The 19,763-nt window shown below is 60.0% G+C and carries 18 protein-coding genes and 1 pseudogene; 11 read left to right on the top strand and 8 right to left on the bottom strand.

The window, feature by feature from the left end; all coding sequences use genetic code 11:
• Positions 1-582 (top strand): annotated as a pseudogene (locus KUV41_RS19460) (aldehyde dehydrogenase (NADP(+))); the annotation flags it as partial.
• 247 nt (positions 583-829) lie between these two features.
• Here the strand turns inward: KUV41_RS19460 and KUV41_RS19455 are convergent.
• The 5 genes from KUV41_RS19455 to KUV41_RS19435 all read right to left on the bottom strand — a co-directional run bounded on the left by KUV41_RS19455 (position 830) and on the right by KUV41_RS19435 (position 5,468).
• Positions 830-1,795 (bottom strand): AEC family transporter, encoded by a 966-nt coding sequence (locus KUV41_RS19455; RefSeq protein WP_261317583.1) that lies wholly within the window; start codon positions 1,793-1,795, stop codon positions 830-832.
• A gap of 226 nt (positions 1,796-2,021) precedes the next feature.
• The gene (locus KUV41_RS19450) at positions 2,022-2,213 is read right to left on the bottom strand and encodes a hypothetical protein (protein ID WP_222487043.1); all 192 of its coding nucleotides are present in this window, start codon (positions 2,211-2,213) and stop codon (positions 2,022-2,024) included.
• A 217-nt stretch (positions 2,214-2,430) separates the two neighbouring features.
• A complete protein-coding gene (gene gltS, locus KUV41_RS19445; RefSeq protein WP_206944822.1) occupies positions 2,431-3,636 on the bottom strand; it encodes a sodium/glutamate symporter in 1,206 nt (401 codons plus the stop codon).
• Between the two features lie 174 nt (positions 3,637-3,810).
• A complete protein-coding gene (hutG, locus tag KUV41_RS19440) occupies positions 3,811-4,761 on the bottom strand; it encodes a formimidoylglutamase (protein ID WP_222487042.1) in 951 nt (316 codons plus the stop codon).
• Complete coding sequence (locus tag KUV41_RS19435; RefSeq protein WP_222164321.1) at positions 4,758-5,468, bottom strand: IclR family transcriptional regulator; 711 nt, start codon at positions 5,466-5,468, stop codon at positions 4,758-4,760. The genes hutG and KUV41_RS19435 overlap by 4 nt, the downstream gene beginning before the upstream one ends.
• Before the next feature lie 378 nt (positions 5,469-5,846).
• On the opposite strand from KUV41_RS19435, the gene KUV41_RS19430 reads away from it, so the two are divergent.
• From KUV41_RS19430 to KUV41_RS19410, 5 genes are all read left to right on the top strand, one after another.
• Positions 5,847-6,689 (top strand): ABC transporter ATP-binding protein, encoded by an 843-nt coding sequence (locus tag KUV41_RS19430; RefSeq protein WP_206944819.1) that lies wholly within the window; start codon positions 5,847-5,849, stop codon positions 6,687-6,689.
• Positions 6,686-7,519, top strand: a complete 834-nt coding sequence (locus tag KUV41_RS19425; RefSeq protein ID WP_222239456.1) for an ABC transporter permease — start codon at positions 6,686-6,688, stop codon at positions 7,517-7,519. The genes KUV41_RS19430 and KUV41_RS19425 overlap by 4 nt, the downstream gene beginning before the upstream one ends.
• A gap of 74 nt (positions 7,520-7,593) precedes the next feature.
• A complete protein-coding gene (locus tag KUV41_RS19420; protein WP_261396123.1) occupies positions 7,594-8,574 on the top strand; it encodes an ABC transporter substrate-binding protein in 981 nt (326 codons plus the stop codon).
• A 72-nt stretch (positions 8,575-8,646) separates the two neighbouring features.
• Positions 8,647-9,435: a sulfite exporter TauE/SafE family protein gene (locus KUV41_RS19415; RefSeq protein ID WP_222484516.1), complete on the top strand. Its 789-nt coding sequence runs from the start codon at positions 8,647-8,649 to the stop codon at positions 9,433-9,435.
• 38 nt (positions 9,436-9,473) lie between these two features.
• A complete protein-coding gene (locus tag KUV41_RS19410; RefSeq protein ID WP_222484518.1) occupies positions 9,474-10,778 on the top strand; it encodes an amidase in 1,305 nt (434 codons plus the stop codon).
• A 154-nt stretch (positions 10,779-10,932) separates the two neighbouring features.
• On the opposite strand, the gene KUV41_RS19690 is transcribed toward KUV41_RS19410, so the two are convergent.
• A complete protein-coding gene (locus KUV41_RS19690) occupies positions 10,933-11,532 on the bottom strand; it encodes a helix-turn-helix domain-containing protein (protein WP_222487041.1) in 600 nt (199 codons plus the stop codon).
• Between the two features lie 211 nt (positions 11,533-11,743).
• Here KUV41_RS19690 and KUV41_RS19400 point away from each other — a divergent pair, with 211 nt between their 5' ends.
• From KUV41_RS19400 to KUV41_RS19380, 5 genes are all read left to right on the top strand, one after another.
• On the top strand, positions 11,744-12,808 hold the full coding sequence (locus KUV41_RS19400; protein ID WP_206944814.1) for a C4-dicarboxylate ABC transporter substrate-binding protein: 1,065 nt from the start codon (positions 11,744-11,746) through the stop codon (positions 12,806-12,808).
• 86 nt (positions 12,809-12,894) lie between these two features.
• Entirely contained in the window at positions 12,895-13,410 is a 516-nt protein-coding gene (locus KUV41_RS19395; RefSeq protein ID WP_222487040.1) for a TRAP transporter small permease subunit, read from the top strand.
• Positions 13,407-14,738, top strand: a complete 1,332-nt coding sequence (locus KUV41_RS19390) for a TRAP transporter large permease subunit (protein ID WP_222164318.1) — start codon at positions 13,407-13,409, stop codon at positions 14,736-14,738. Before KUV41_RS19395 ends, KUV41_RS19390 begins: the two co-directional genes overlap by 4 nt.
• A gap of 28 nt (positions 14,739-14,766) precedes the next feature.
• A complete protein-coding gene (locus KUV41_RS19385; RefSeq protein ID WP_315900610.1) occupies positions 14,767-15,801 on the top strand; it encodes an Ldh family oxidoreductase in 1,035 nt (344 codons plus the stop codon).
• A 203-nt stretch (positions 15,802-16,004) separates the two neighbouring features.
• Entirely contained in the window at positions 16,005-16,901 is an 897-nt protein-coding gene (locus tag KUV41_RS19380; RefSeq protein WP_222164317.1) for a LysR family transcriptional regulator, read from the top strand.
• Here KUV41_RS19380 and KUV41_RS19375 read toward each other — a convergent pair whose 3' ends face one another.
• Positions 16,902-18,407 carry an AbgT family transporter gene (locus tag KUV41_RS19375; RefSeq protein WP_222487039.1) on the bottom strand — a complete coding sequence of 502 codons (1,506 nt, stop codon included), beginning with the start codon at positions 18,405-18,407 and terminating at the stop codon, positions 16,902-16,904.
• 110 nt (positions 18,408-18,517) lie between these two features.
• Positions 18,518-19,672 (bottom strand): M20 family metallopeptidase, encoded by a 1,155-nt coding sequence (locus KUV41_RS19370; protein WP_222164316.1) that lies wholly within the window; start codon positions 19,670-19,672, stop codon positions 18,518-18,520.
• Positions 19,673-19,763 lie beyond the last annotated feature (91 nt).

Here is a 19,763-nt window from a genome sequence, read left to right as displayed (position 1 = left end):
CAGACCATGCTGACCCCCGGCATTCATGACGCCTACACCCAGGGCGTGAAGACCCTGGCGGATAGCCAGAGTGCCCGGGAAGTGGCGCGCGGCCCGGCAGGCGACGGTCCCAACCAGTGTCAGGCAGGGCTGTTCGTGGCCGACGCCCAGGACTTCCTCAAGGATGACGCCCTGCAGGCGGAAGTGTTTGGCTCCACCTCCCTGGTGGTGCAGTGCGCCGACCTCGATGAGGTCAAGGCCCTGGCCGAGGGGCTCGAAGGCCAGCTGACCGCCACCCTGCAAATGGACGATGGCGACGTCGACGCCGCCCGTGGTCTGCTGCCGATCCTCGAGCGCCGTGCTGGACGAGTGATGGCCAACGGCTGGCCGACCGGTGTCGAGGTATGTCACGCCATGGTTCACGGTGGCCCTTACCCGGCGACCTCGGACTCGCGTACCACCTCTGTAGGCAGCGCTGCCATTCACCGCTTCCTGCGTCCGGTGTGCTACCAGAACCTGCCCGACAGCCTGCTGCCTGACGCGCTGAAAGACGGCAATCCGCTCAAGCTCCGTCGTCTGGTGGATGGCCAGCGCGAGTCCTGATGCGGATCTAGCTGGCACTATCCCTATCCCTCAAGAGGTAACCAAGGCCCGGTGATACTGTCACCGGGCTTTTTCGTGGCCTTGGCATAGGAGCCATCTTGTGAAGCGCCAGAAGTGTCTCATTCAGTGAGGTTGCCTGGGGTGTCGTGCACCAGATTGCGGCTCTTCTGGTGCCCCTTCTTATGGCAAGTGTGGCGTCAATTCATCGCGAGCGACCAATTGCGTGCCACTGGCATGTGCTGAGCGTCTAGATCAAGCGCCAAACACTCAGCAGCAGCAACCCCAGGCTGATGGTGACGATGCTCAGCAGGGTGCTGAGCATGATGATATTGGCAGCGAGGCGTTCATTGGCACCCGCGCCGCGAGCCATCACATAGGCAACGGCGGCGGTAGGACTGCCCAGAAACAGGAACAGCATGCCAAGTTCGGTATCTCGATAGCCTGCTGCCAAGGCCAGGCCAACGCCGATGGCTGGCATCAGTACAAGTTTCCACAGGCTTGCGGATAGGGCCAGGGCTCCGCTTTCCCTGGCGGCCTTGATGCTCAGGCTTCCGCCAATGCAGATCAAGGCCAGCGGCAGCGATAGAGAGGCCAGGTAGTCGCCTGACGTCATCAGCCAGCTTGGCAGATCGACGTGCAGGTAGGTCAGCGGCAGAGCAGCAGCGATACCGATGATCAGCGGATTGGTGGCGACGTCCTTGAGGATATCCAGCGGACGCGAGCTGACGACGGGGCTGTAGACGGACAGCACGATAGCTGACATGACCAGGTTTACGATAATGATGCCGCCGGCCATGATGCTGCCCAGTGATAGCCCGGTGCTGCCGTACATGTTGGCCGACAGGGCAAGACCGACGATGCCGCAGTTGCCGCGAAAGGCGCCTTGTACATAGACCCCGCGGTCCTCCCTGGGGCAGCGCCACAGGGCCCAGGCCCAGATGATAAAGAAGATGACCGCAGAGATGCCCAGATAAAACGCTACCAGCTCGAGCTTGAGGTCATCCCCCGGGGTGGCCCGCAACAGACTCAGGAACAGCAGGGTCGGCATGGTGACCCGAAATACCAGGCTTGACGCTGTGTTCACGAAGGACTGGTCGATCCAACCCAGGCGCCTGAGGGCTGCGCCGATGAATACCATGGTAAAGACCGGCAGACTGACGCCTAGGGTGCTGGACAGTAGTGGCAGATCGATGACAGGACTCCTCGTCGACAAAGTGCTTTTAAATACTATGTATGATTAATTGTCTCGGGAAAAGAGGATATCGTCCTGAGTCTTCTGGAGACCTTGCAGGGCAGGGTGGTCGTTAGAGTGTGTCGTTAGAGCGGGCTGATTGTTTGGGCGTCCCATGAGAGCGGGTCGCCAGGGCGAGCGTCAAGCCGCTGGCAGGAGCCCGCCGAGGCATCCAGATAAGGTGCCTGGCAGGCCGGATCAAGGCGCTTCAAGCGTCGTGGGTGTCAGTCGCTTTTTCGTCACTTTTTTCGCTGAGGTCATCATCCCGGGTGGTGACGGTGGTTACCGTCGCCACCGGGGTGGCTGCTGGCGGAGCCTGGGAGGTTCGCACGTCGACCCAGTGGAGCAGGGCAAGTTGTGCAAACAGCGCCGTGAAGCAGATCAGAAGGGGCTTGAACATGGGGCGTCAGTCCTGAGAAACCATATAAGGTAAATTTAACACGACTTCGGCCGCCATCGCTGCTGCTATCTCTAGCTCTCCTGGTCTCTCGGCTCTCTTAAACCTCTTCAGCCCCTTGAGCCCCTTGAGCCTCTTGATCCCTTGGGTGCCTTGGTCTTACGGGGCCGTTGGCCAGCCCCTGTTCGGCATGGTCAGCCCAGGCGCCTGCTGTAGCTGATCAGGCAAAGGCATTCAGGCACCAGGTGATGGCCGGAATGGCCACGATATCGATCAGTACCGCTCCGCATAAGGGAACGATGATGAAGGCCTTATGGGAAATGACGCGATAGTGATCGCAGACGGCGCTCATGTTGGCGACCGCGTTTGGGGTGGCCCCGAGGCCATGGCCGATGAAGCCTGCCGTCAGCACGGCCGCGTCATAGTTGCGTCCAAGCAGGCGGAACAGGACAAAGATTGCCAGCATGACAATGGCCAGCGTCTGGACCAGAAGTATCAGCAGCAACGGGCCGCCCATCTCCTGCAGCTGCCAGATCTTCAGGTTCATCATCGCCATGGTCAGGAAAATGCCCAGTGCGACGTCCCCTACGCTGGACAGGGCATTGTCCGGGAGGCTGATCCATTGAAAGCGATCGTTGAGGTTACGCAGCAGGATCGCCACGAACATGGCGCCGACGTAGCTTGGCAAGATGATGCCGAGCTGACTGGACAGCAGACCCTTGAACCAGACTCCCAGCACCATGACCGGTACGACCACGGCCAGCACGTTCAACAGGACACGGCCGTCAAGCTGTCCCTGGGTCGGGCGCTCAGCTTCGGCAAGACGCTCCAGGTCATGGACGTCTTCGCTGACCAGCGGCAGTTGGCGACGGTCAATGATCCAGCGGGCGATAGGGGCGCCGATCACGCCACCGACGATCATCCCGAAGGTTGCCGACACAATCGCCGCAGTGGCAGCGCCCTGTGCACCCAGGGCTTCGGCTTCGGGACCGAAGGCAGCGGCAGCACCGAACCCGCCCTCAAGCGAAGTGGCGCCGGCCATAAGCCCGATCAGAGGGTCCAGGCCGAGCAGGCTGGCCATGCCAATACCCACCCCATTTTGCATCAGCGCCAGTAGCCAGCAAGCCACCAGATAGACACCTAGCGCCTTGCCCCCCTTTTTCAGTAGCGCAAGGCTGCCGCCCAGTCCTACGGTGGTGAAAAAGGCAATCATCAGTGGGCTCTGCATGGCGGTATCGAGCTCGAAGGTGACGATCCCCATGTCACGCAGCAGCCACGCGAGAAGGGCGAAGCCAAAGCCACCGATGACCGGCGTGGGAACGCAAAAATGCTCTAGCCAGTTCAGACGACGCTTCAGCCCAGCGCCTGTGGCAAGTAACAGCAAGGCCAATGCTGTGGTGGCCACAGCATCGAGAGTAATGTGCATGAGTGTGCTCCAGCGGTTTTTGTGCTGCTTCGAGGCAGCGGAGTGAAGGCCGGTGGCGTTCCCTTGTCAGCGTCTGCCGGGGCGGCTGGCAGGACGTCCACCATGGCAGGGTGTTGTCTTGTCGTTTGTCGTTTCGGTATGGCGTCGTTGCGCCTTGCAGGATCGGCGCTGAGATCAGCGGGCCAGTCGCTCGATCAACCGCGCGGCGACTCGAGCGGTGCGGGAGTCGTTATCCAGGCTCGGGTTCATTTCGGCGACATCCACGACCGGCAGCTCAGTGCGGGACGACAGGTGATCGATGACGTCCTCGATGAAGGACAGTTCGATACCTCTGGCGGATGGCGCGCTGACGCCAGGAGCGACCCAGGCGGGAAGAGCGTCCAGACAAATGGTCAGATAGACCATGTCTACCTGGGACAGCAGTCGATCCAGTGCGTCCATGACGCTAGGGCTACTGATAGAACGGCAGTCCTCATCCAGGACCCAATCGACGCCCAGCGCTTCGGCACGATCAAACAGCGCCTGAGTGTTGCTCGCACGGCTCACTCCCAGGCAGGTATAGCGGAACTCGACGCCCTGCTCGGCACATAGCTCTGCGCACTGTCGAAACGGCGTACCGGAGCTGGCGACGCTGGACTGGCGCAAGTCGAGGTGTGCGTCCAGGTTGACGATGCCGATCCACGGGGGGGACTGACGCTGTTGGGCATGCTGCAGGAGTCCGGAAAAGCTGGCAAAGGCGATTTCGTGTCCTCCGCCGAGGCCAATGACCCGATGCCCTTGGTCCAGCAACTCCGTCACTTGATCAGCGAAGGCCCGCTGGGCATGTTCCAGTTCATCACCGTGGCAGCGGATGTCGCCCGCATCGTACACCGGAGTGTGGAGATGAAAGGCCAGGTTGGACAGCTGACGCCGGATGGCCAGGGGGCCCTCACTTGCTCCAGTGCGACCCTTGTTGCGGGCAACTCCCGCATCCGAGCAGAAGCCCACCAGTACTCGGCCAGGTGCTGAGGCCTCGGCGACGGGACGCACGACTTGATGCCAGCGTAGTGACTGGCCAATCTCTTCGCTGTCGATTCGCCCATGCCATGACCATGGGGCCTGTGAACACTTGCTGCTACTCGTCACTCCAGTAGTTCTCCTAGTCGAAGCGCACTATTGCGGGCCTGGTCTGCCAACCAGGCGGTCTTATGGCGAACTCGAGCCTCTGGTGCCATCAGACTGACGACAGCCTTGAGCTTGCCGCGAGCGGAGAAGACTGGGGCGCTGGCACCCCAGATGCCTCCGTCGATCTCACCTAGGCTGGTGGCGACCCCCTGGGCACGTATCTGCTCGAGTCCTGTGAGCGCGTCGCTCTGTTCCTCTGGCGTTCGTAACGCCAGCGCCATGGCTCTTTCCTCGTCACTCATGAACGCAAGCAGTGCACGGGCACTGGCGCCTTTCAGCAGGGGCTGAACCTGGCCGCGGTGGTAGCAGCAGCGTAATGGCTGTGAGCTGTCGATCATGTCGACGCACAGCGCGTGATCGCGCACGGGCACCAGCAGGGCCGACCCTTCCTCAGTCAGGTCGGTCAGCTCCATCAGCACGGGACGCGCCCACTTGAGCAAGTCGTTGCTGCGCTCAAAGCCTTGCTGCAGCCGCACAGCCTGCGGGCCTGGGGCATAGGTCCCACCTTCCCGCTCACTGACCATTCCCCAGGCCAGCAACTGACGCAGGTGACGATAAGCGGTGGACGTGGGTTGCTGAGTTTGAGCGGCTAGCGCCTTCACCGTCATGGCACCGCCTTGATTGGCGAGGCAGCAAAGCAGTGCCAGCATGCGGTCGGAAGGAGTCATGGCGTACCTCGTATTTTGATAAATGGTATATGGCAAAAGGATTACTGAAGAAACACTGTTATCAATTTATGAGAATGCCAAGCCCTAGACTTTAGTTTGACTTAGGGCGTGCAGGAGCGAGGCGAAACGCCTTCTAGGAGCAGCGACGCAGCGCAACGAAGAGGAGCGCGAGGTGTCGCCACCGGTATTGGCAGATCTGGTGCAATGCCAGGGCTGCAGTGCACCACAGGTGAACATTTCACCTGCTTTGTCTGACATTTGCTGTGCCCTGATGCTAATTATTGCTTTGATTGGAAAAGGAAAATTTCCGGGTGGCACCGTAAATGCCTAATAAGAAATACATAATTCAAGACTCTGACCTTGCTCAGGAGGTAGTAGATGAACGCCCCAGCTGTGCGTGCTTTTTCTACGGAAGACCTTGAGTCGACCCCGCCAAGTCGAGAAAGTGTGATTTCCCTTCAAGGTGTGAGGAAGACATTTCACAGCTCTGACGGTGGCGCTGTCGAAGTGATCCGAGATATTACTCTGGATATAAAAAAGGAGGAGTTTGTCAGCATCGTGGGCCCGAGTGGGTGTGGGAAAAGCACGATGTTCAATATTATATCCAGCCTGCTTGAGCCCACGGATGGTGTCATTGAACTCAGTGGGCGAGACCCTCATTGTGGCGCACGAATCGGCTACATGCTGCAACGTGATCTTCTGTTTCCATGGCGAACTATCATCGATAACGTATGTCTTGGACTGGAAGTTCGCGGAGTGTCAAAGTCGCGTCGCTATGAAATGGCCAAGGATCACTTGTCTCGTTATGGTCTGGCGGACTTTGCTGATCAATATCCGGGTACGCTTTCTGGGGGGATGCGTCAGAGGGTGGCGTTGATCCGCACGCTCATTACCGAGCCTGACCTCATTCTTCTGGATGAACCCTTTTCGGCACTCGACTACCAGACGCGGCTTGTTCTGGAGGAAGAGATCGTATCGATTCTAAAGGAACACAAGAAAACCGTGGTCCTGATTACCCATGATATTGGCGAAGCTATCGCCATGTCGGACCGCGTCGCAGTGATGACCAAGCGCCCAACATCCGTAAAAAAGGTGTATGACGTTGGGTTGTCCCGTGAGCTTGGCTCGTGCCTCAAGGCTCGCAGTGATGTTCGATACCAGACCCTTTTCGATCAGATCTGGGAGGATTTGGACATCCAGGTCGCGGGAGGTGCCGCATGAGCGATGCTCAGACCTTTACCCATAGGATTCAGGCAGGTAGCAACAAAGACATCAGTGAAGCACCGAAGAGATCGGTGCTGCTGACGGACAATCTATGGCGTGGTGCAGGGATAGCTCTGCTCGTGGCGCTGTGGCAAGTGGGAGTCAGCGTTGGCTGGATCAATCCCTTCTTGATGGGGTCGCCATCCGGGATTGCCGAAGAAGCGCTTCGTCTGCTTCAGTCAGGTCAGCTACTGGACGATACCCTGGCGACCGTGTCTGCCACGATTGCGGGGTTCTTGCTGGGTAGCGTGCTTGGCTCGATCTGTGGCTTGTTGCTCTGGTTCTCGCGTACCACTGCCCGAATCATTGACCCGTTTATGGTTGCGCTGAATGGGCTGCCTAAAATCGCCTTGGCCCCGATGATCATCATCTGGTTTGGCTCCGGCATGTTTTCAAAGATCATGCTGGCATTCGTAGCCACCTTTGTCGTGGCTCTGCTGTCCGCTTATCAGGGAACCCATCAGATTGATGGAAATATGATTAATCTGATGAGATCGCTAGGAGGTTCCCGGCGGGAAGTGTTCACGAAAGTCGTGGCTCCGGCAACGTTGCCGTGGATCATCTCTGCCTTCCGCTTGAATATTGGTTTTGCCCTAATCGCCGAGATTGGTGGTGAGTTTATCTCATCGGACCGTGGATTGGGTCGAATGATTTTTGTAGCGGGAAATCTCTTTAACCTCAACGTGGTCTGGGTAGGCGTTATCGTACTCATGATGGTCGCCATTGCTCTTTATGTGGTGGTGTCCAAAGTGGAAAAGCGGTTGCTTCCCTGGGACCACGCGAGGTGAGGTGTGATAACGACGCAGGTCGTTGATGCTGCAGTGATACTGTTGAAAAAATAACGACAAGGAATGAAATCAGTATGAATGCTTTCTTCTGCTCCAAGAAAATGATGGTGGGTCTCGGTCTTGTTGCTGGTATGTCCTCTTTCCAGGCACACGCTCAGGAGATGGACACAATCCTCATCAACGAAGCCTTCCACTCCCTACTCTACTTGCCGGTATATGTGGCCAAGCACGAAGGACTTTTCAATGAGTACAACATTGACGTGCCTGTCGTGCGCTCAGCCGGATCGGGGCCAGCGGCATTGGCATCGGTACTAGCGGGGGAGTCTCAGTTTTCTGTTCACGGTCCAGAGCATGTTGGCTTTGCCCAGGAACAGGGAGGGAGCGGCAAAGCCATCAGTGCGGTAGCCAACAGTGCACCGGTGTGGGTACTGGCAAGTCCCGACCTCGACTATAGCTCGCCCGCAGACTTGGCCGGCAAGGAGGTCGTGGTCGGGTTGGCGCCAGGTACGTCGAATACGCTCATCAAGCGTCTGATCGAAGATGCCGGGGTGGACGGCGAGGTCCAGATAACAGAAGTACAGAATGGCTCTGAGCTTGGGCCTGTGCTTTCCGGTCGTGGTGATATCGCTGTCGCATATCAACCGCAGGTGGAGCAGGGCATTTCCCAGGGACTGGAGATTATCCATGCCTTCACTGATGACTATCCCGAGTATGCGTTCTCGACCATCAATACCTCCCAGGAAATGATTGATGATAATCCAGATCTGGTCTTGCGCTTCGTCAATGCCATCAATGATTCGCTGGCCTTGATTCATACCGACGCTGACGTGGCCAAGGCCGTGGCCCGAGAGGAGTTCGGTGACCTTTCTGGCGAGGTGGTCGATGCTGCGGTACAGAGGATGATCGACAACAACGTCTATCCGGAAAGCGTGACGATTACCGAGGACGCGTTCAACAACGCTATCGAGATGCAGCAGTTTGTCGGCAACATCGAAGGGGAGATGTACTACGAAGACATCGTGGATGACTCTTTCGCGATCAAGGCCGTGAACTAGGACCAGCGTGTCGCAGCGCGGATCGCAAAAGCCCGCGCTGCGACCCGCGCTGAGTCAGAGGAGGGTGACATCATGCTGGCGGCCTTGTTGTTCTTCTGTGCAGTGGGTGGGGTTGCTGGGCTTGCCGCGGGACTCTTTGGCATCGGTGGAGGCGTCATCATCGTGCCTGCACTTGCCTCGGCCCTGGCGTTCAAGGGCGTTGATGAGGCTCTCATCATGCATCTCGCGATTGGCACATCGCTGGCCATCATCGTGGTGACTGGTGCCTCTTCAGCGTTTGGACACTGGAAAAAAGGAGCTGTATCGCGGGAGCTACTGGTGCTGATGCTACCTGGGCTGATGTGCGGTGCGGTACTTGGCGGTTTGGTCGCCGATCACTTGGATGGTCGTCAGCTGGAGCGCTTTTTCGGTGTGTTCATGCTCCTGCTTGCAGCGCACATGCTGCTTTCCAAGAGGGTAAGCGAGAAAGCCCACGTCTCGGGGAGGCCGGCAATGTTTGCTGCCGGCACCACCATCGGTACCTTCTCCGCACTGTTTGGCGTGGGTGGCGGTGTCCTGAGTGTGCCTTGGCTTGCCCGCAATGGCGCAGGGCTGACCCATGCGATTGGTACCTCGGCCGCCTGCGGGCTGCCCATTGCCCTCGTCGGCGCCTTGACCTTCATGATGACGGGTCTTGGCCATGCGGGCCTACCCGAAGGAAGTCTCGGCTATCTCTATTGGCCTGCCTTTGCAGGCGTTGCCATGTTCAGCGTGCCGGCCGCCAGGTGCGGCGCCAAGCTGGCGCATTACCTGTCGCCTGAGCGACTGCGAACGCTATTTGCCCTGGTCATGGTGGTGGTGGGGATCACCCTGGTGCTCTGACCATGCCTCAACGAGTGACTTACACTAAGGAATATCGGATGCCGACTGCACCGAAGAGCATTACCGCGTTTCACCAGAACCACCGGGGAGCTGCGGCGAGCGGACTGGACTGGTGGCATCAGTGCGTAGCGCAGATTGAGCGTGTCGAGCCCGAGGTAAGGGCCTGGGAGGCGCTGGCCACAGAACCTCCCCCACTCGACCCTACGCTGTCTGGCCGGCCTTTGTTCGGTGTCCCGGTAGGCATCAAGGACATCATTGATACGAGGGACCACCCTACGGCATGGGGCACGGGGGGGTATCTTCGTTCGTCTGAATCGCTGGTTGACGCGTCTCTGGTGTCGCTGCTCAAGCAGCAGGGTGCGCTGATCATGGGCAAGACAGTGTCTACCGAATTCGCGTATTTCACCCCGGGCAAGACACGCAATCCCCATGACACCTCGCGCACGCCAGGAGGGTCTTCCAGTGGCTCGGCAGCGGCGGTGGCCGCCGGTATGGTGCCCGTCGCGTTTGGTACACAGACAGCTGGCAGCATGATTCGACCTGCGAGTTATTGCGGTGTCTACGGCTTCAAGCCCACCTTCAACACGCTCAGCACCGCCGGTGTCCGCGGCTTCGCGCCATCTTTGGACACCATCGGCTGGTTCGCGCGTAGCGTCGAGGATGTCAGCACCGTGTTCTCGAGTTTGACGGGAGCGGACAGCATCCGCCCGGCGAGCAGCCTGAAGGGGCTGCGCCTCGGGGTGTTCAGTTTGCCCTCGGCCACGACCATGAGCACGGATGTTCAGCGGGTACTCGCTGAGGCAGAAGCCATGGCGAGGCACGCAGGGGCAGAGATCGTTCCTCTGGCGCTGGGCAGCGATATCGAATGCTTGGTGGAGGAGCAGAAGGTGGTGATGGCTTACGAGTCAGCCAGGACGCTGGCAAGTGAGTATGCCGCCTTTGCGGACCAGATGGGGCCCAAGCTGGTCGAATTGATCGAGGAAGGCCGAGCTATCGGCTGGTCGCGCTACCGTGATGCCATGCGCCGCGCGGCTGCGGCTCGCCAGTCATTGTCGCGGGTGTTGACGACTCAGGTCGACGGCATTTTGGCAGCCAGTGCTACAGGCGAAGCGCCGTTGGGCATCGACGCGACAGGGGACCCCCTTTACTGCCGCGCCTGGACGCTATTGGGCGTCCCTTGCCTGAACCTGCCCATCGGACAGGGTAGCCAGGGCATGCCGATCGGGGTGCAGTTGATCACGGACCGCTGGGCGGATGAGAAGCTGCTGGCCATGGCTGGTGCGTTGGTAGCGCAAGCCAGTGAGGGTCAGCCCCATGCGCTTGAGGGCATCGCGCCAGTCTGACGGTGGCTGACGAGGTCAACGGCTTTACCACAGCGGCCGTCTCTCTGGCGATCTCTCTGGCGGACATTGTCAGCGGGTACATGTCTGCCAGGCCGTTATCGCAACGGGAGAAAAACGCTTGCCCCGCTATGCGCCGAACGGACGATGCCTTGGGTCAGGTGCTGCAGATCCACAGGATGCGGGCGGGGGCGGGGCTCGTCGAGATGACGGCGTGTCCCATCTGGCTATCAAAGGACATGCTGTCTCCTGGCTTGAGGCGTGTCGGGGCGTAGTGTTCGGTCCACACCTCGACCTCGCCTTCCTGGACCACGATCTGTTCATGCCCGGCGTGGCGTTGAAGCTCACCAAACTCATCAATGCTGGTGTTCAACACCGTGGTCGAGAACACCAGAAAGTCCTTCGACACCATGTCGCTGCAAAGCAATTCAAAACGATAGTTGGGAGTCTCGACAATGTCTCCCTGGCCTGAGCGAGTCAGCGTACGCCAGCCACTGAGCGCACGGCGCTCGCGGTAGTAGAAGAGTTCGCCGACATCCACATCCAGTGCATTGGCCAGCTTGACGATGACTTCGTAGGTGGGCGAAAGCCTGCCGTTCTCGATCCGCGAGATGCTGGCGGCGGATGTGCCGGATACCTGGGCCATCTGAGCGATGGTCAGCTGGCGTTCGCCGCGCAGGGCTTTCAGGTTGTCACCGATGGATCCGGCCTTGCGCGCTTTCTCATGGGGCCGGGGTGGCGTGGAGGTCTCGCTCATGCAGGTCTCCGGCGGCTCCTGCCGTCCTTGATGATGGGGGAGGAGCGTTGATTGTTGGTCTTTTTCATTTATTTTGACTGAAAATTGCGTATATGCAATGCTCAATCACGATAGTGATGCTTAATACGCAGTGTCTGCCGATCGATAACAACGCCGGCTGGGCATTGCCTTGCGCTCCTGTACGCCTATAAGAAATCCAACGAGGATAACAATGTATAAGTTGAACCGACTGGCTGGCAGCGTGACTGTTGCCGCCGCCCTCGCGAGTGTCTCCCTGTCTGCGACTGCCGAACCGATGGAGTGGAAAATGGCCACCCCATGGGGTGGCGGGCCGTGGTTGGAGCGGGACGCCCAGACCTTCGCCGACTATGTCAATCAGCTGACGGCGGGTGATGTTTCCATCGAGGTGTTTCCTGGTGGCACCCTGGGTGGCGCGCTGCGGGTGACCAATACCGTCAAGGCCGGGGTCGCCGAGGTCAGCCATAATTACGTCAACTATGACTACGGCACAGATCCGACGGCGGCGTTGTTGGCCGGTCACTCCAGCGGCCTCACGCCGGAAGAATTCATGATGTGGATGTACGAGGGCGGCGGCGTGGAACTCTATGAAGAGTTCCGCCGTGATGTCTTCGATGTGGTGGCCTTCCCGTGCTCCATTCTTGGTACCGAGATCTTCCTTCACTCCAACAAGAAGGTCGAAACGCTGGAGGATTTCCAGGGCCTGCGCCTGCGCACGTCAGGGGCCTGGGCTGAGATCGCCTCACGCCTGGGTGCCTCGACGGTGGTCATGGCCGGCAGTGAGATCTACAACGCCCTGGATCGCGGCGTGATTGATGCTGCCGAGTGGGGCAGTCCGGAAATGAACAAGCCAACGGGCTTCCAGGATGTGGCTCAGTACGTGGTGCTGCCGGGCGTTCACCAGTCTGGTGGCTTCCTGGAATGTCAGGTAAACCAGGAGGCGTGGGACGCGCTGAGCGCCGAACAGCAGGAGCTGCTGCGTCTGGCCGGCAAGCTCAGTGTGTTCGACTCCTGGCTCGCGAGCTCCTATGCAGACCTGGAGGCCTACCAGGAACTGGTGGACGGTCCGAACGAGATCGTGCAGCTGGATCAAGACTTTATCGACGCCATCTACGCGGAGACCCGCAAGTGGGAAGATGAGTACGCCGAGAGCAACGAATGGTTTGCTCGAGTGCTTGAATCTCAGCGTGAGTTCAAGGCCAGCATGACCAACTGGCAGCAGTACCGTCTGCCGATCGGTGCCATGGCTCGGGACTGACATCGTTGCTGGCGGCCCGGAGGAGGGGATGGTCCCTTCCTCCGGGCCGTTTCCTGTTCTGACTTCCTACTTTCGGGCAATTCAAGATGACGCTTATTCACGCGATCGAGCGGCTGACGCGCTGGGCAGGAGGGCTGGGTGCTCTGCTGACCTTTCCGCTGATAGCGGCGCTGGTCTACGAGGTCTTCAGCCGCTATGTGTTGGGACAACCTACCCTGTGGGCCTTCGAGGTCAGCTACATGGTCATGGGGGCCATCTTCATGCTGGGCATGGCTGATACGCTGCGACAGGGGCAGCACGTCAGCGTTGATCTGATGACGCTGCGTTGGTCGAGTCGCACCAATGCCCTGGTGCAACTGATCGGCTATGCCGTGTTCTTGCCGGTTCTGGCCTGGCTGGTGTGGGAGCTTGGCCAATACGCTCACGAAGCGCTTTTATCCAATGAACGCTCAGGCAGGTCGGCCTGGAACCCGGTGATCTGGCCGGTGTTCCTGACCTGGTGGCTCGGCTTTCTGCTGCTGGCGCTGCAGGTCGTGGCCGAAGTGTTCAAGGCGATTGCTGCATGGAAAGGTCAGGGAACCGAGAGTGAGGGCGCCCAATGAGTGATTATCTTGCCCTGGTGATGTTTCCGGCGCTGATTGGCTTCATCATTGCCGGCTTCCCGATTGCCTTCTCGATGATTGTGGTAGCGACGCTGTTTGGGGTAATGCAGTTTGGCGATGCTGCTGCCTACCAGCTGTTGACCAAGATCGAGGACACGGCGTCCAACTCGATTCTCGCAGCGGTCCCGCTGTTTATCTTCATGGGTGCGATGCTCGAGCGTTCAGGCATCGCGGAGCGGCTGTTCACCGCCATTCATTTCTGGACCCGGCGCCTGCCTGGCGGACTCGGCGTGGGCGCGGTCATCATGGGCACGCTGTTTGCAGCAGCGAGTGGGGTAGTGGGCGCGACCGAGGCGGTGATCGGCCTGCTGGCCATCCCGGTGATGCTCAAGCATCAGTACAGCAAATCGCTGATGTCGGGCACCATCTGCGCCAGTGGCTCCCTGGGCACCGCGATCCCTCCCTCCATCACTGTGGTGGTACTGGGGCCTGTGGCCAGCGTGTCGGTGGGATCACTGTTCAGTGGGCTGATGTTTCCCGGATTCCTGATGGCGTTGCTGTTCCTGCTGTACATCGTGCTGGTGGCGTACCTCAAGCCAGAAATGGCGCCTCGCATGTCGGCAACAGAGGGTGAGAGCGCGACCCTGGGGGAGAAGCTCAAGGTCACCTTTGGCGCGCTGCTGCCGACGATGGCACTGATCGTGACTGTGCTTGGCACGATCCTGCTGGGTATCGCGACCCCCACCGAAGCGGCAGCCTGTGGCGCGCTGGGTTCGGTGGTGCTGGCGCTGGCCTATCGCAACCTGACCCTGGACGTGCTTTGGAACTCGGCCAAGCGGACCTTGAATATTTCGGCGATGATTCTACTGATCGTGCTGGGGGGCAATATGTTCGCCGGTGTGTTCTTCGCCGCCGGTGGCATGGCCACGGTGCAGTCGCTGCTGATGGATACCGGGCTGAGCCCCTGGATGATCCTCGGCATGATTCTGCTGATCGCCTTCCTGGCAGGGTTCGTGCTGGACATGATCTCAGTGGTACTGATCGTGATACCGGTGGCCATGCCGATCGTGCGGGCACTTGGGTTCGATGAGATATGGTTCTGTGTTGCCTTCCTGGTGGTCATGCAGACAAGTTACCTGACGCCGCCTCTGGCTCCTTCCATCTTTTATCTCAGGGCGATCACGCCACCCGAGGTTACGCTCAAGCATATGTACACCGGGGTCATTCCTTTTATCGTTGTACAGTTGATCGTGTTGGCGCTGGTTCTGGCCTTCCCTTCCTTGGCGCTGTGGTTGCCTGATCAGCTGAGTGGGCCGTCATGGAAGTAGGCCGATCATGTTCCAAGGAGAGTCGCTGATGCAGGACACTAACGCCGCCAGTTCAGAGGGGGCCTATCTGACGCGGGAGGCCATGATGTCGCTATGTCGCAGCGTGTTGGCCCAGCATGGCTTCAGCGCCGCCCAGGCCGAGGCCTTGGGGGCCACCCTGGTCGCGGCGCAATGGGACGCTTGCCAGTCCCATGGGCTTTACCGCTTGCTCGGCATCGCCGCGACGGTACGTGAAGGCGCGGCTGTCGCGGATGCACAGCCGCGTGTCGAGGACCTGGCCCCGGCGGTAGTCAGGGTGGATGCTGACGGTGGATTTTCGCCGGCAGCCTTCAACCTGGGTCTGCCGCCTCTGATCGACAAGGCCAGGCAGGGTGGCATCGCGGTAATGGCCATTCAGCGTTGCGTCCATGCCACCGCCCTGTGGGTAGAGCTCGAGCAACTGACTGAGGCAGGGCTGGTGGCCATTGCCTGCAACCCGACCCAGGCGTACATGGCTCCCCATGGAGGCAAGCGTCCCCTGTTCGGCACCAACCCGCTGGCGTTTGGCTGGCCGCGGCAGGGGCAGCCACCGCTGATCTTCGACTTTGCCACCAGTGCCATTGCCCGGGGTGACATTGAGCTTTACCGTCGCTCCGGCGATGCGATTCCGGAAGGCTGGGGCGTAGACCGACATGGCCAGCCATGTACCGATCCGGCGGAAGTGCTGGATCATGGTGCGATGCTGCCCTTCGGTGGCCACAAGGGGTCGGCGCTGGCACTGATGGTCGAGCTGATCGCCGGGCCGATGATTGGTGACTTGATGAGCCTTGAGTCAACGGATCACGACGATGGGCGTGGTGGGTTGCCCTTCCACGGGGAGTTGATCATCGCCATTGATCCGGCGCGAACAGGAGCGGGAGCCGCTGACATGGGCAGGGCAGAGCAACTGTTCGAGCAGATGTTGGGACAGGGGGCTCGGTTGCCCGCCCAGCGCCGCTATCAGGAGCGTGCACGCAGCGCCCAACGCGGTGCCTGGGTGTCCCAGGCACTGCTCGACGATATCCATGCCTTGATGAACTCTTGATGAACTAGGGCTTGTACGAAAAGTGCCTGCGCTTGGTGATACGGCGTTAAAAATCGGCTCAAAGTGCTCATTTACACCTCGTAAACTGCGCTTTCTCACCGATTTTTGCCTTGTCTAACCTTCGCTCGTCGACTTTTCGGACAAAGCCTAAGCCACCAGGCATGCGGTAGCCCGCATGCCTGCCCACCTTCCGACTGACACCTATGAATCTACTGGACAAGCGAGCGCTGTATCTGCACGAGGTCTGCAGTTGCGGGGGGATTCGCGCAGCGGCTGAGCATCTGCATGTCAATCCTTCTGTGATCAGCCGCCAGGTGCGAAGCCTCGAGCAGGAGTTAGGCATGGCCCTGCTGGAAAAGCAGGGCCGTCACGTGGTGCCGACAGAGGCCGGCAAGCTTGTGGAAGAGAGCTACCTGGCCCAGCGTCGGCTGCATTCGGAACTCGGTGATACGCTGTCCCGGCTGCGCAACCTTCAGCGTGGCAAGGTGGTGGTGTCGGTGGGAGATGGCTTCGTCGATAGCTTCATTCGCCATGTCATGCAGCGGGTGGCGGCGCAGTTTCCCGATGTGTTGATCGACATTCGCACGGGCATCTACTACCCCCGCGAACCACATGAAATGGTCGCCAATGATGAAGTCGACATTGCGGTCACCTATGGGCCGGTATCCGACCCCAGACTTGTGGTGCACTCTTTCGAGCGAGGGGCGTTGTGCGCCCTGGTGGCTCCACAGCATGCGCTGGCGCAGTACGATGCTGTCAGCGTCACACAGCTGCTTCAGCACAAGTTGATCTTTCTGCCGGACGAGTCCGGGTCCCAGCGTTTTGTTGATGCGATTTTTCGTGCGTCAGGATTGCTGGCCACGCCCTCATACCGCTGCAATCTGCATTCGATCTCTCGACGCCTGGCCTGTGCCGGGATTGGTGTCGCATTCATGACCGCTGCGGCAGCAGGTCGAGAAGTTCGAGCGGGCGAGCTGGTCGCCATTCCCATTGACCACCCCATGGCCAGGGCGAGTCAGGGGAATCTGGTGCGCAGAGCCGGCAGGCGGCTGTCGCCGGCTGCCAGCTATCTGTGGAAGGTGATGTTGGCGATGCAGTGATCAGCTTGCCATCATGTAGACCCCGGGTCCGATCGGCCAGCCCATGGTCAGCCAGAACATCAGGAAGGCGCTCCAGGTCAGCAGGAAGGTGATCGCCATGGGCAACATCGTGGCAATCAGGGTTCCCAGCCCCATATCCGGTTTGTAGCGCTGCATGTAGACCAGGGCGACCGAAAAGTAGGGACTCATCGGCGAGATGATGTTGGTGCTTGAGTCGCCAATCCGGAACATCGCCAGCACGAAGGCCGGGTCAAAGTCGATCATCATCAGCATCGGCACGAACACCGGGGCCATCAGTGCCCACTGGGCCGAGCCGCTGGTCATGAAGACGTTGAGCACGGCACTCATCAGGATGAAGGCGCCAACCAGAGGCAGGCCGGTGAAGCCGGTACTCTGCAGGATGTTGGAGCCTTCAATGGCAATGAACTGCCCCAGCTCTGACCACTTGAAGTAGGCAATGAACTGCGAGATGGCGAAGAACAGCACCAGCGTGGGGGCCAGCTCGCTGGCCGCCTCGGCCATGCGCTGCGGGACGTCACGGCTGGTCTTGATCTTGCCCACCGCGATGCCGTAGACCAGACCGATGGCGACGAAGTAGCCGAACATCAGCGGTACCAGCGACTTCAAGAACGGTGACGGGATCAGTCCGCCCTCATCGTTGCGCAGAGGCGATGCCTCCGGCAGCACGGCCAGCAGTACCAAGGCCAGATAGACCAGCGTCGTCAGTCCCACACGCTTGAGACCGCGCTTCTCGTCGGCGCTCAGTTCGTGGGTCTCCACCTCAGCGGTAAAGTCCTTGCCAAGCGGCAGGGTCCGCTGCAGCCGCGGTTCGATCACCTTGTCGATCACCAAGGTGCCTACCGTGGCAAGCACGAACACGGAGCAGGCCACGAAGTAGTAGTTGTCCACTGGAGAGATGTACGCCTCTGGATCCACCAGTCTCGCTGCATCGGTGGTAATACCGGCGAACAGCGCATCCCCGACCGTGATGAAGAGGCTGGCGTCGAAGCCCGCCCCAGCCGCTGCATAGGCGGCGGCCGCACCGGCAATCGGATGCCGACCGACGGAGTAGTAGACCATGGCGGCCAGGGGAATCAGGATCAGGTAGTTGGCATCCGAGGCGATGCTGCCGCAGATGCCCGCCAGAAACACGCAGAAGGTGAGCAGCGACGGCGGTGCCTTGGCCACGCTGACCTGCATCAGGGTCGACATCAAGCCCACCTTGTCGGCGAGACCGATACCGAACATCACCACCAGGATCAGGCCCAGGGGCGGGAAGTTGACAAAGTTGCTGACGACGCTGGTCAGCATGAATTCCAGTCCATCTGCAGAGATCAGGCTTCGCACGTGGACCTCGGCATCCGTCTGCGGGTTGACCGCTGACACGCCCAAGGTGGCGAGAATGGCAGAGACCACCACCACCACGGCAGCCAGGATGGTGAACAGAATGAAGGGATGAGGCAGTTTGTTGCCTACACGCTCAATGGAGCTGAGGACGGCTTGCATGGCTCTTGACCTTGTTATGAGGTTGTCTGAAACGTTCACTCGCGGACACAGCAACAGAATGTTGTCGATGGTGTCTGTTCTGCTACCGCCGGCACCGGTAGGGGCCGCTGTCAGTTCGCTTGCATCAGGTGTTGCGCCAATGCCACGAAGGTGCCGCCTGCGACCGGCAGGATCTGGTCGTTGAAGTCGTAGTGCTCGTTGTGCAGGTAGGCACTGTCACCGTTACCGACAAAGAAGAAGCAGCCAGGGACCTGCTGGAGATAGAACGCAAAGTCCTCTGCCCCCATGGTAGGCATGTAGTCCAGTTGCTGAATGTCGTCACTGACCTGCGCTTCCTTTGCCGCAGTAAGAACCTTCTCAGCCCATTCCGGGTCATTGACCAACGGCGGAATCTGGTGCTCGTGGAACATCTCGAAGCTGGCGCCGTGGGCGCTGCAGACTCCGTCGACCACCCGTTCGAGCTGTCCGGCCAAGGCCTCGCGGGATGAGGCGCGATCGCTGCGGATATTGACGACCAGTTCGGCTTCGCCGGGAATCACATTGGCGGCCTCTCCAGCATGAAAGGCCGCGACGGTGATGACCCCGGCCTCGAGCGGAGACTTGTGACGTCCCACCAGTCCCTGCAGCTGCTGGACAATACTGGCGCCGACGTAGATCGGGTCCACCGCGAGGTGCGGCATGGCGGCATGCCCGAAACGTCCCTTGATGGTCACGCGGAAGGTGTCATTGCCCCCCATCGCCGGTCCTGGCTTGACGAAGACTTGGCCAGCGGGGAAGCCGGGGCGATTGTGATAGCCGAAGATGGCGGACACGCGGGGATTGTCGAGGACTCCTTCCTCGATCATGCGCGCGGCACCATTGCCACCTTCCTCGGCCGGCTGAAAGATCAGCTTGAGGTGGCCGCACAGAGCGTCTCGACGCTGGATGATGGCTTCGGCCGCCAGCAGCAGGGCGGCGGTGTGGCCGTCATGGCCGCAGGCATGCATGAGGCCCGGATGGCGTGAACCGTGGTCAAAGGTGTTGGCCTCCTGGATGGGCAGTGCATCCATGTCGGCCCGAAAGGCGATCACTGGCCCGATGCGCCCGGTATCCAGTTCCGCCAGGACGCCCGTCCCGGCGATGTTCTCGGTGACCGTGTAGCCGAGCTCCTTGAGTCGCGATGCCACGATCGCGGCGGTGCGGTGCTCCTCGAACTTGAGCTCGGGATGGCGATGCAGATCCTGTCGCAGTGCCACACTCTCGTTGACCTGTTGCGCGGTGAACATGCTGGGTCCTTGTTGTTGACGATGATCCATGGACGCTTGACGTCGCTGAGCAGTGCCAAGGTAGGGGAATCAGCGTCACGGATGCAGCGGT

The organism is Halomonas sp. DP8Y7-1 (assembly GCF_019801685.1).
Classification (GTDB): Bacteria; Pseudomonadota; Gammaproteobacteria; order Pseudomonadales; family Halomonadaceae; genus Halomonas; species Halomonas litopenaei_A.
Note: the sequence above shows the minus strand (reverse complement) of the source record. Positions and strands in the feature narration are given on the sequence as shown.

What these genes read in the sequence shown, in the direction of transcription:
- KUV41_RS19375 (WP_222487039.1), bottom strand. Translation starts at nt 18,407, where the DNA reads ATGCAAGCCGTCCTCAGCTCCATTGAGCGTGTAGGCAACAAACTGCCT.
- KUV41_RS19690 (WP_222487041.1), bottom strand. Translation starts at nt 11,532, where the DNA reads ATGAGCGAGACCTCCACGCCACCCCGGCCCCATGAGAAAGCGCGCAAG.
- KUV41_RS19420 (WP_261396123.1), top strand. Translation starts at nt 7,594, where the DNA reads ATGAATGCTTTCTTCTGCTCCAAGAAAATGATGGTGGGTCTCGGTCTT.
- KUV41_RS19415 (WP_222484516.1), top strand. Translation starts at nt 8,647, where the DNA reads ATGCTGGCGGCCTTGTTGTTCTTCTGTGCAGTGGGTGGGGTTGCTGGG.
- KUV41_RS19385 (WP_315900610.1), top strand. Translation starts at nt 14,767, where the DNA reads ATGCAGGACACTAACGCCGCCAGTTCAGAGGGGGCCTATCTGACGCGG.
- KUV41_RS19380 (WP_222164317.1), top strand. Translation starts at nt 16,005, where the DNA reads ATGAATCTACTGGACAAGCGAGCGCTGTATCTGCACGAGGTCTGCAGT.
- KUV41_RS19430 (WP_206944819.1), top strand. Translation starts at nt 5,847, where the DNA reads ATGAACGCCCCAGCTGTGCGTGCTTTTTCTACGGAAGACCTTGAGTCG.
- KUV41_RS19390 (WP_222164318.1), top strand. Translation starts at nt 13,407, where the DNA reads ATGAGTGATTATCTTGCCCTGGTGATGTTTCCGGCGCTGATTGGCTTC.
- KUV41_RS19435 (WP_222164321.1), bottom strand. Translation starts at nt 5,468, where the DNA reads ATGACTCCTTCCGACCGCATGCTGGCACTGCTTTGCTGCCTCGCCAAT.
- KUV41_RS19400 (WP_206944814.1), top strand. Translation starts at nt 11,744, where the DNA reads ATGTATAAGTTGAACCGACTGGCTGGCAGCGTGACTGTTGCCGCCGCC.
- KUV41_RS19450 (WP_222487043.1), bottom strand. Translation starts at nt 2,213, where the DNA reads ATGTTCAAGCCCCTTCTGATCTGCTTCACGGCGCTGTTTGCACAACTT.
- KUV41_RS19425 (WP_222239456.1), top strand. Translation starts at nt 6,686, where the DNA reads ATGAGCGATGCTCAGACCTTTACCCATAGGATTCAGGCAGGTAGCAAC.
- gltS (WP_206944822.1), bottom strand. Translation starts at nt 3,636, where the DNA reads ATGCACATTACTCTCGATGCTGTGGCCACCACAGCATTGGCCTTGCTG.
- KUV41_RS19395 (WP_222487040.1), top strand. Translation starts at nt 12,895, where the DNA reads ATGACGCTTATTCACGCGATCGAGCGGCTGACGCGCTGGGCAGGAGGG.
- KUV41_RS19370 (WP_222164316.1), bottom strand. Translation starts at nt 19,672, where the DNA reads ATGTTCACCGCGCAACAGGTCAACGAGAGTGTGGCACTGCGACAGGAT.
- KUV41_RS19410 (WP_222484518.1), top strand. Translation starts at nt 9,474, where the DNA reads ATGCCGACTGCACCGAAGAGCATTACCGCGTTTCACCAGAACCACCGG.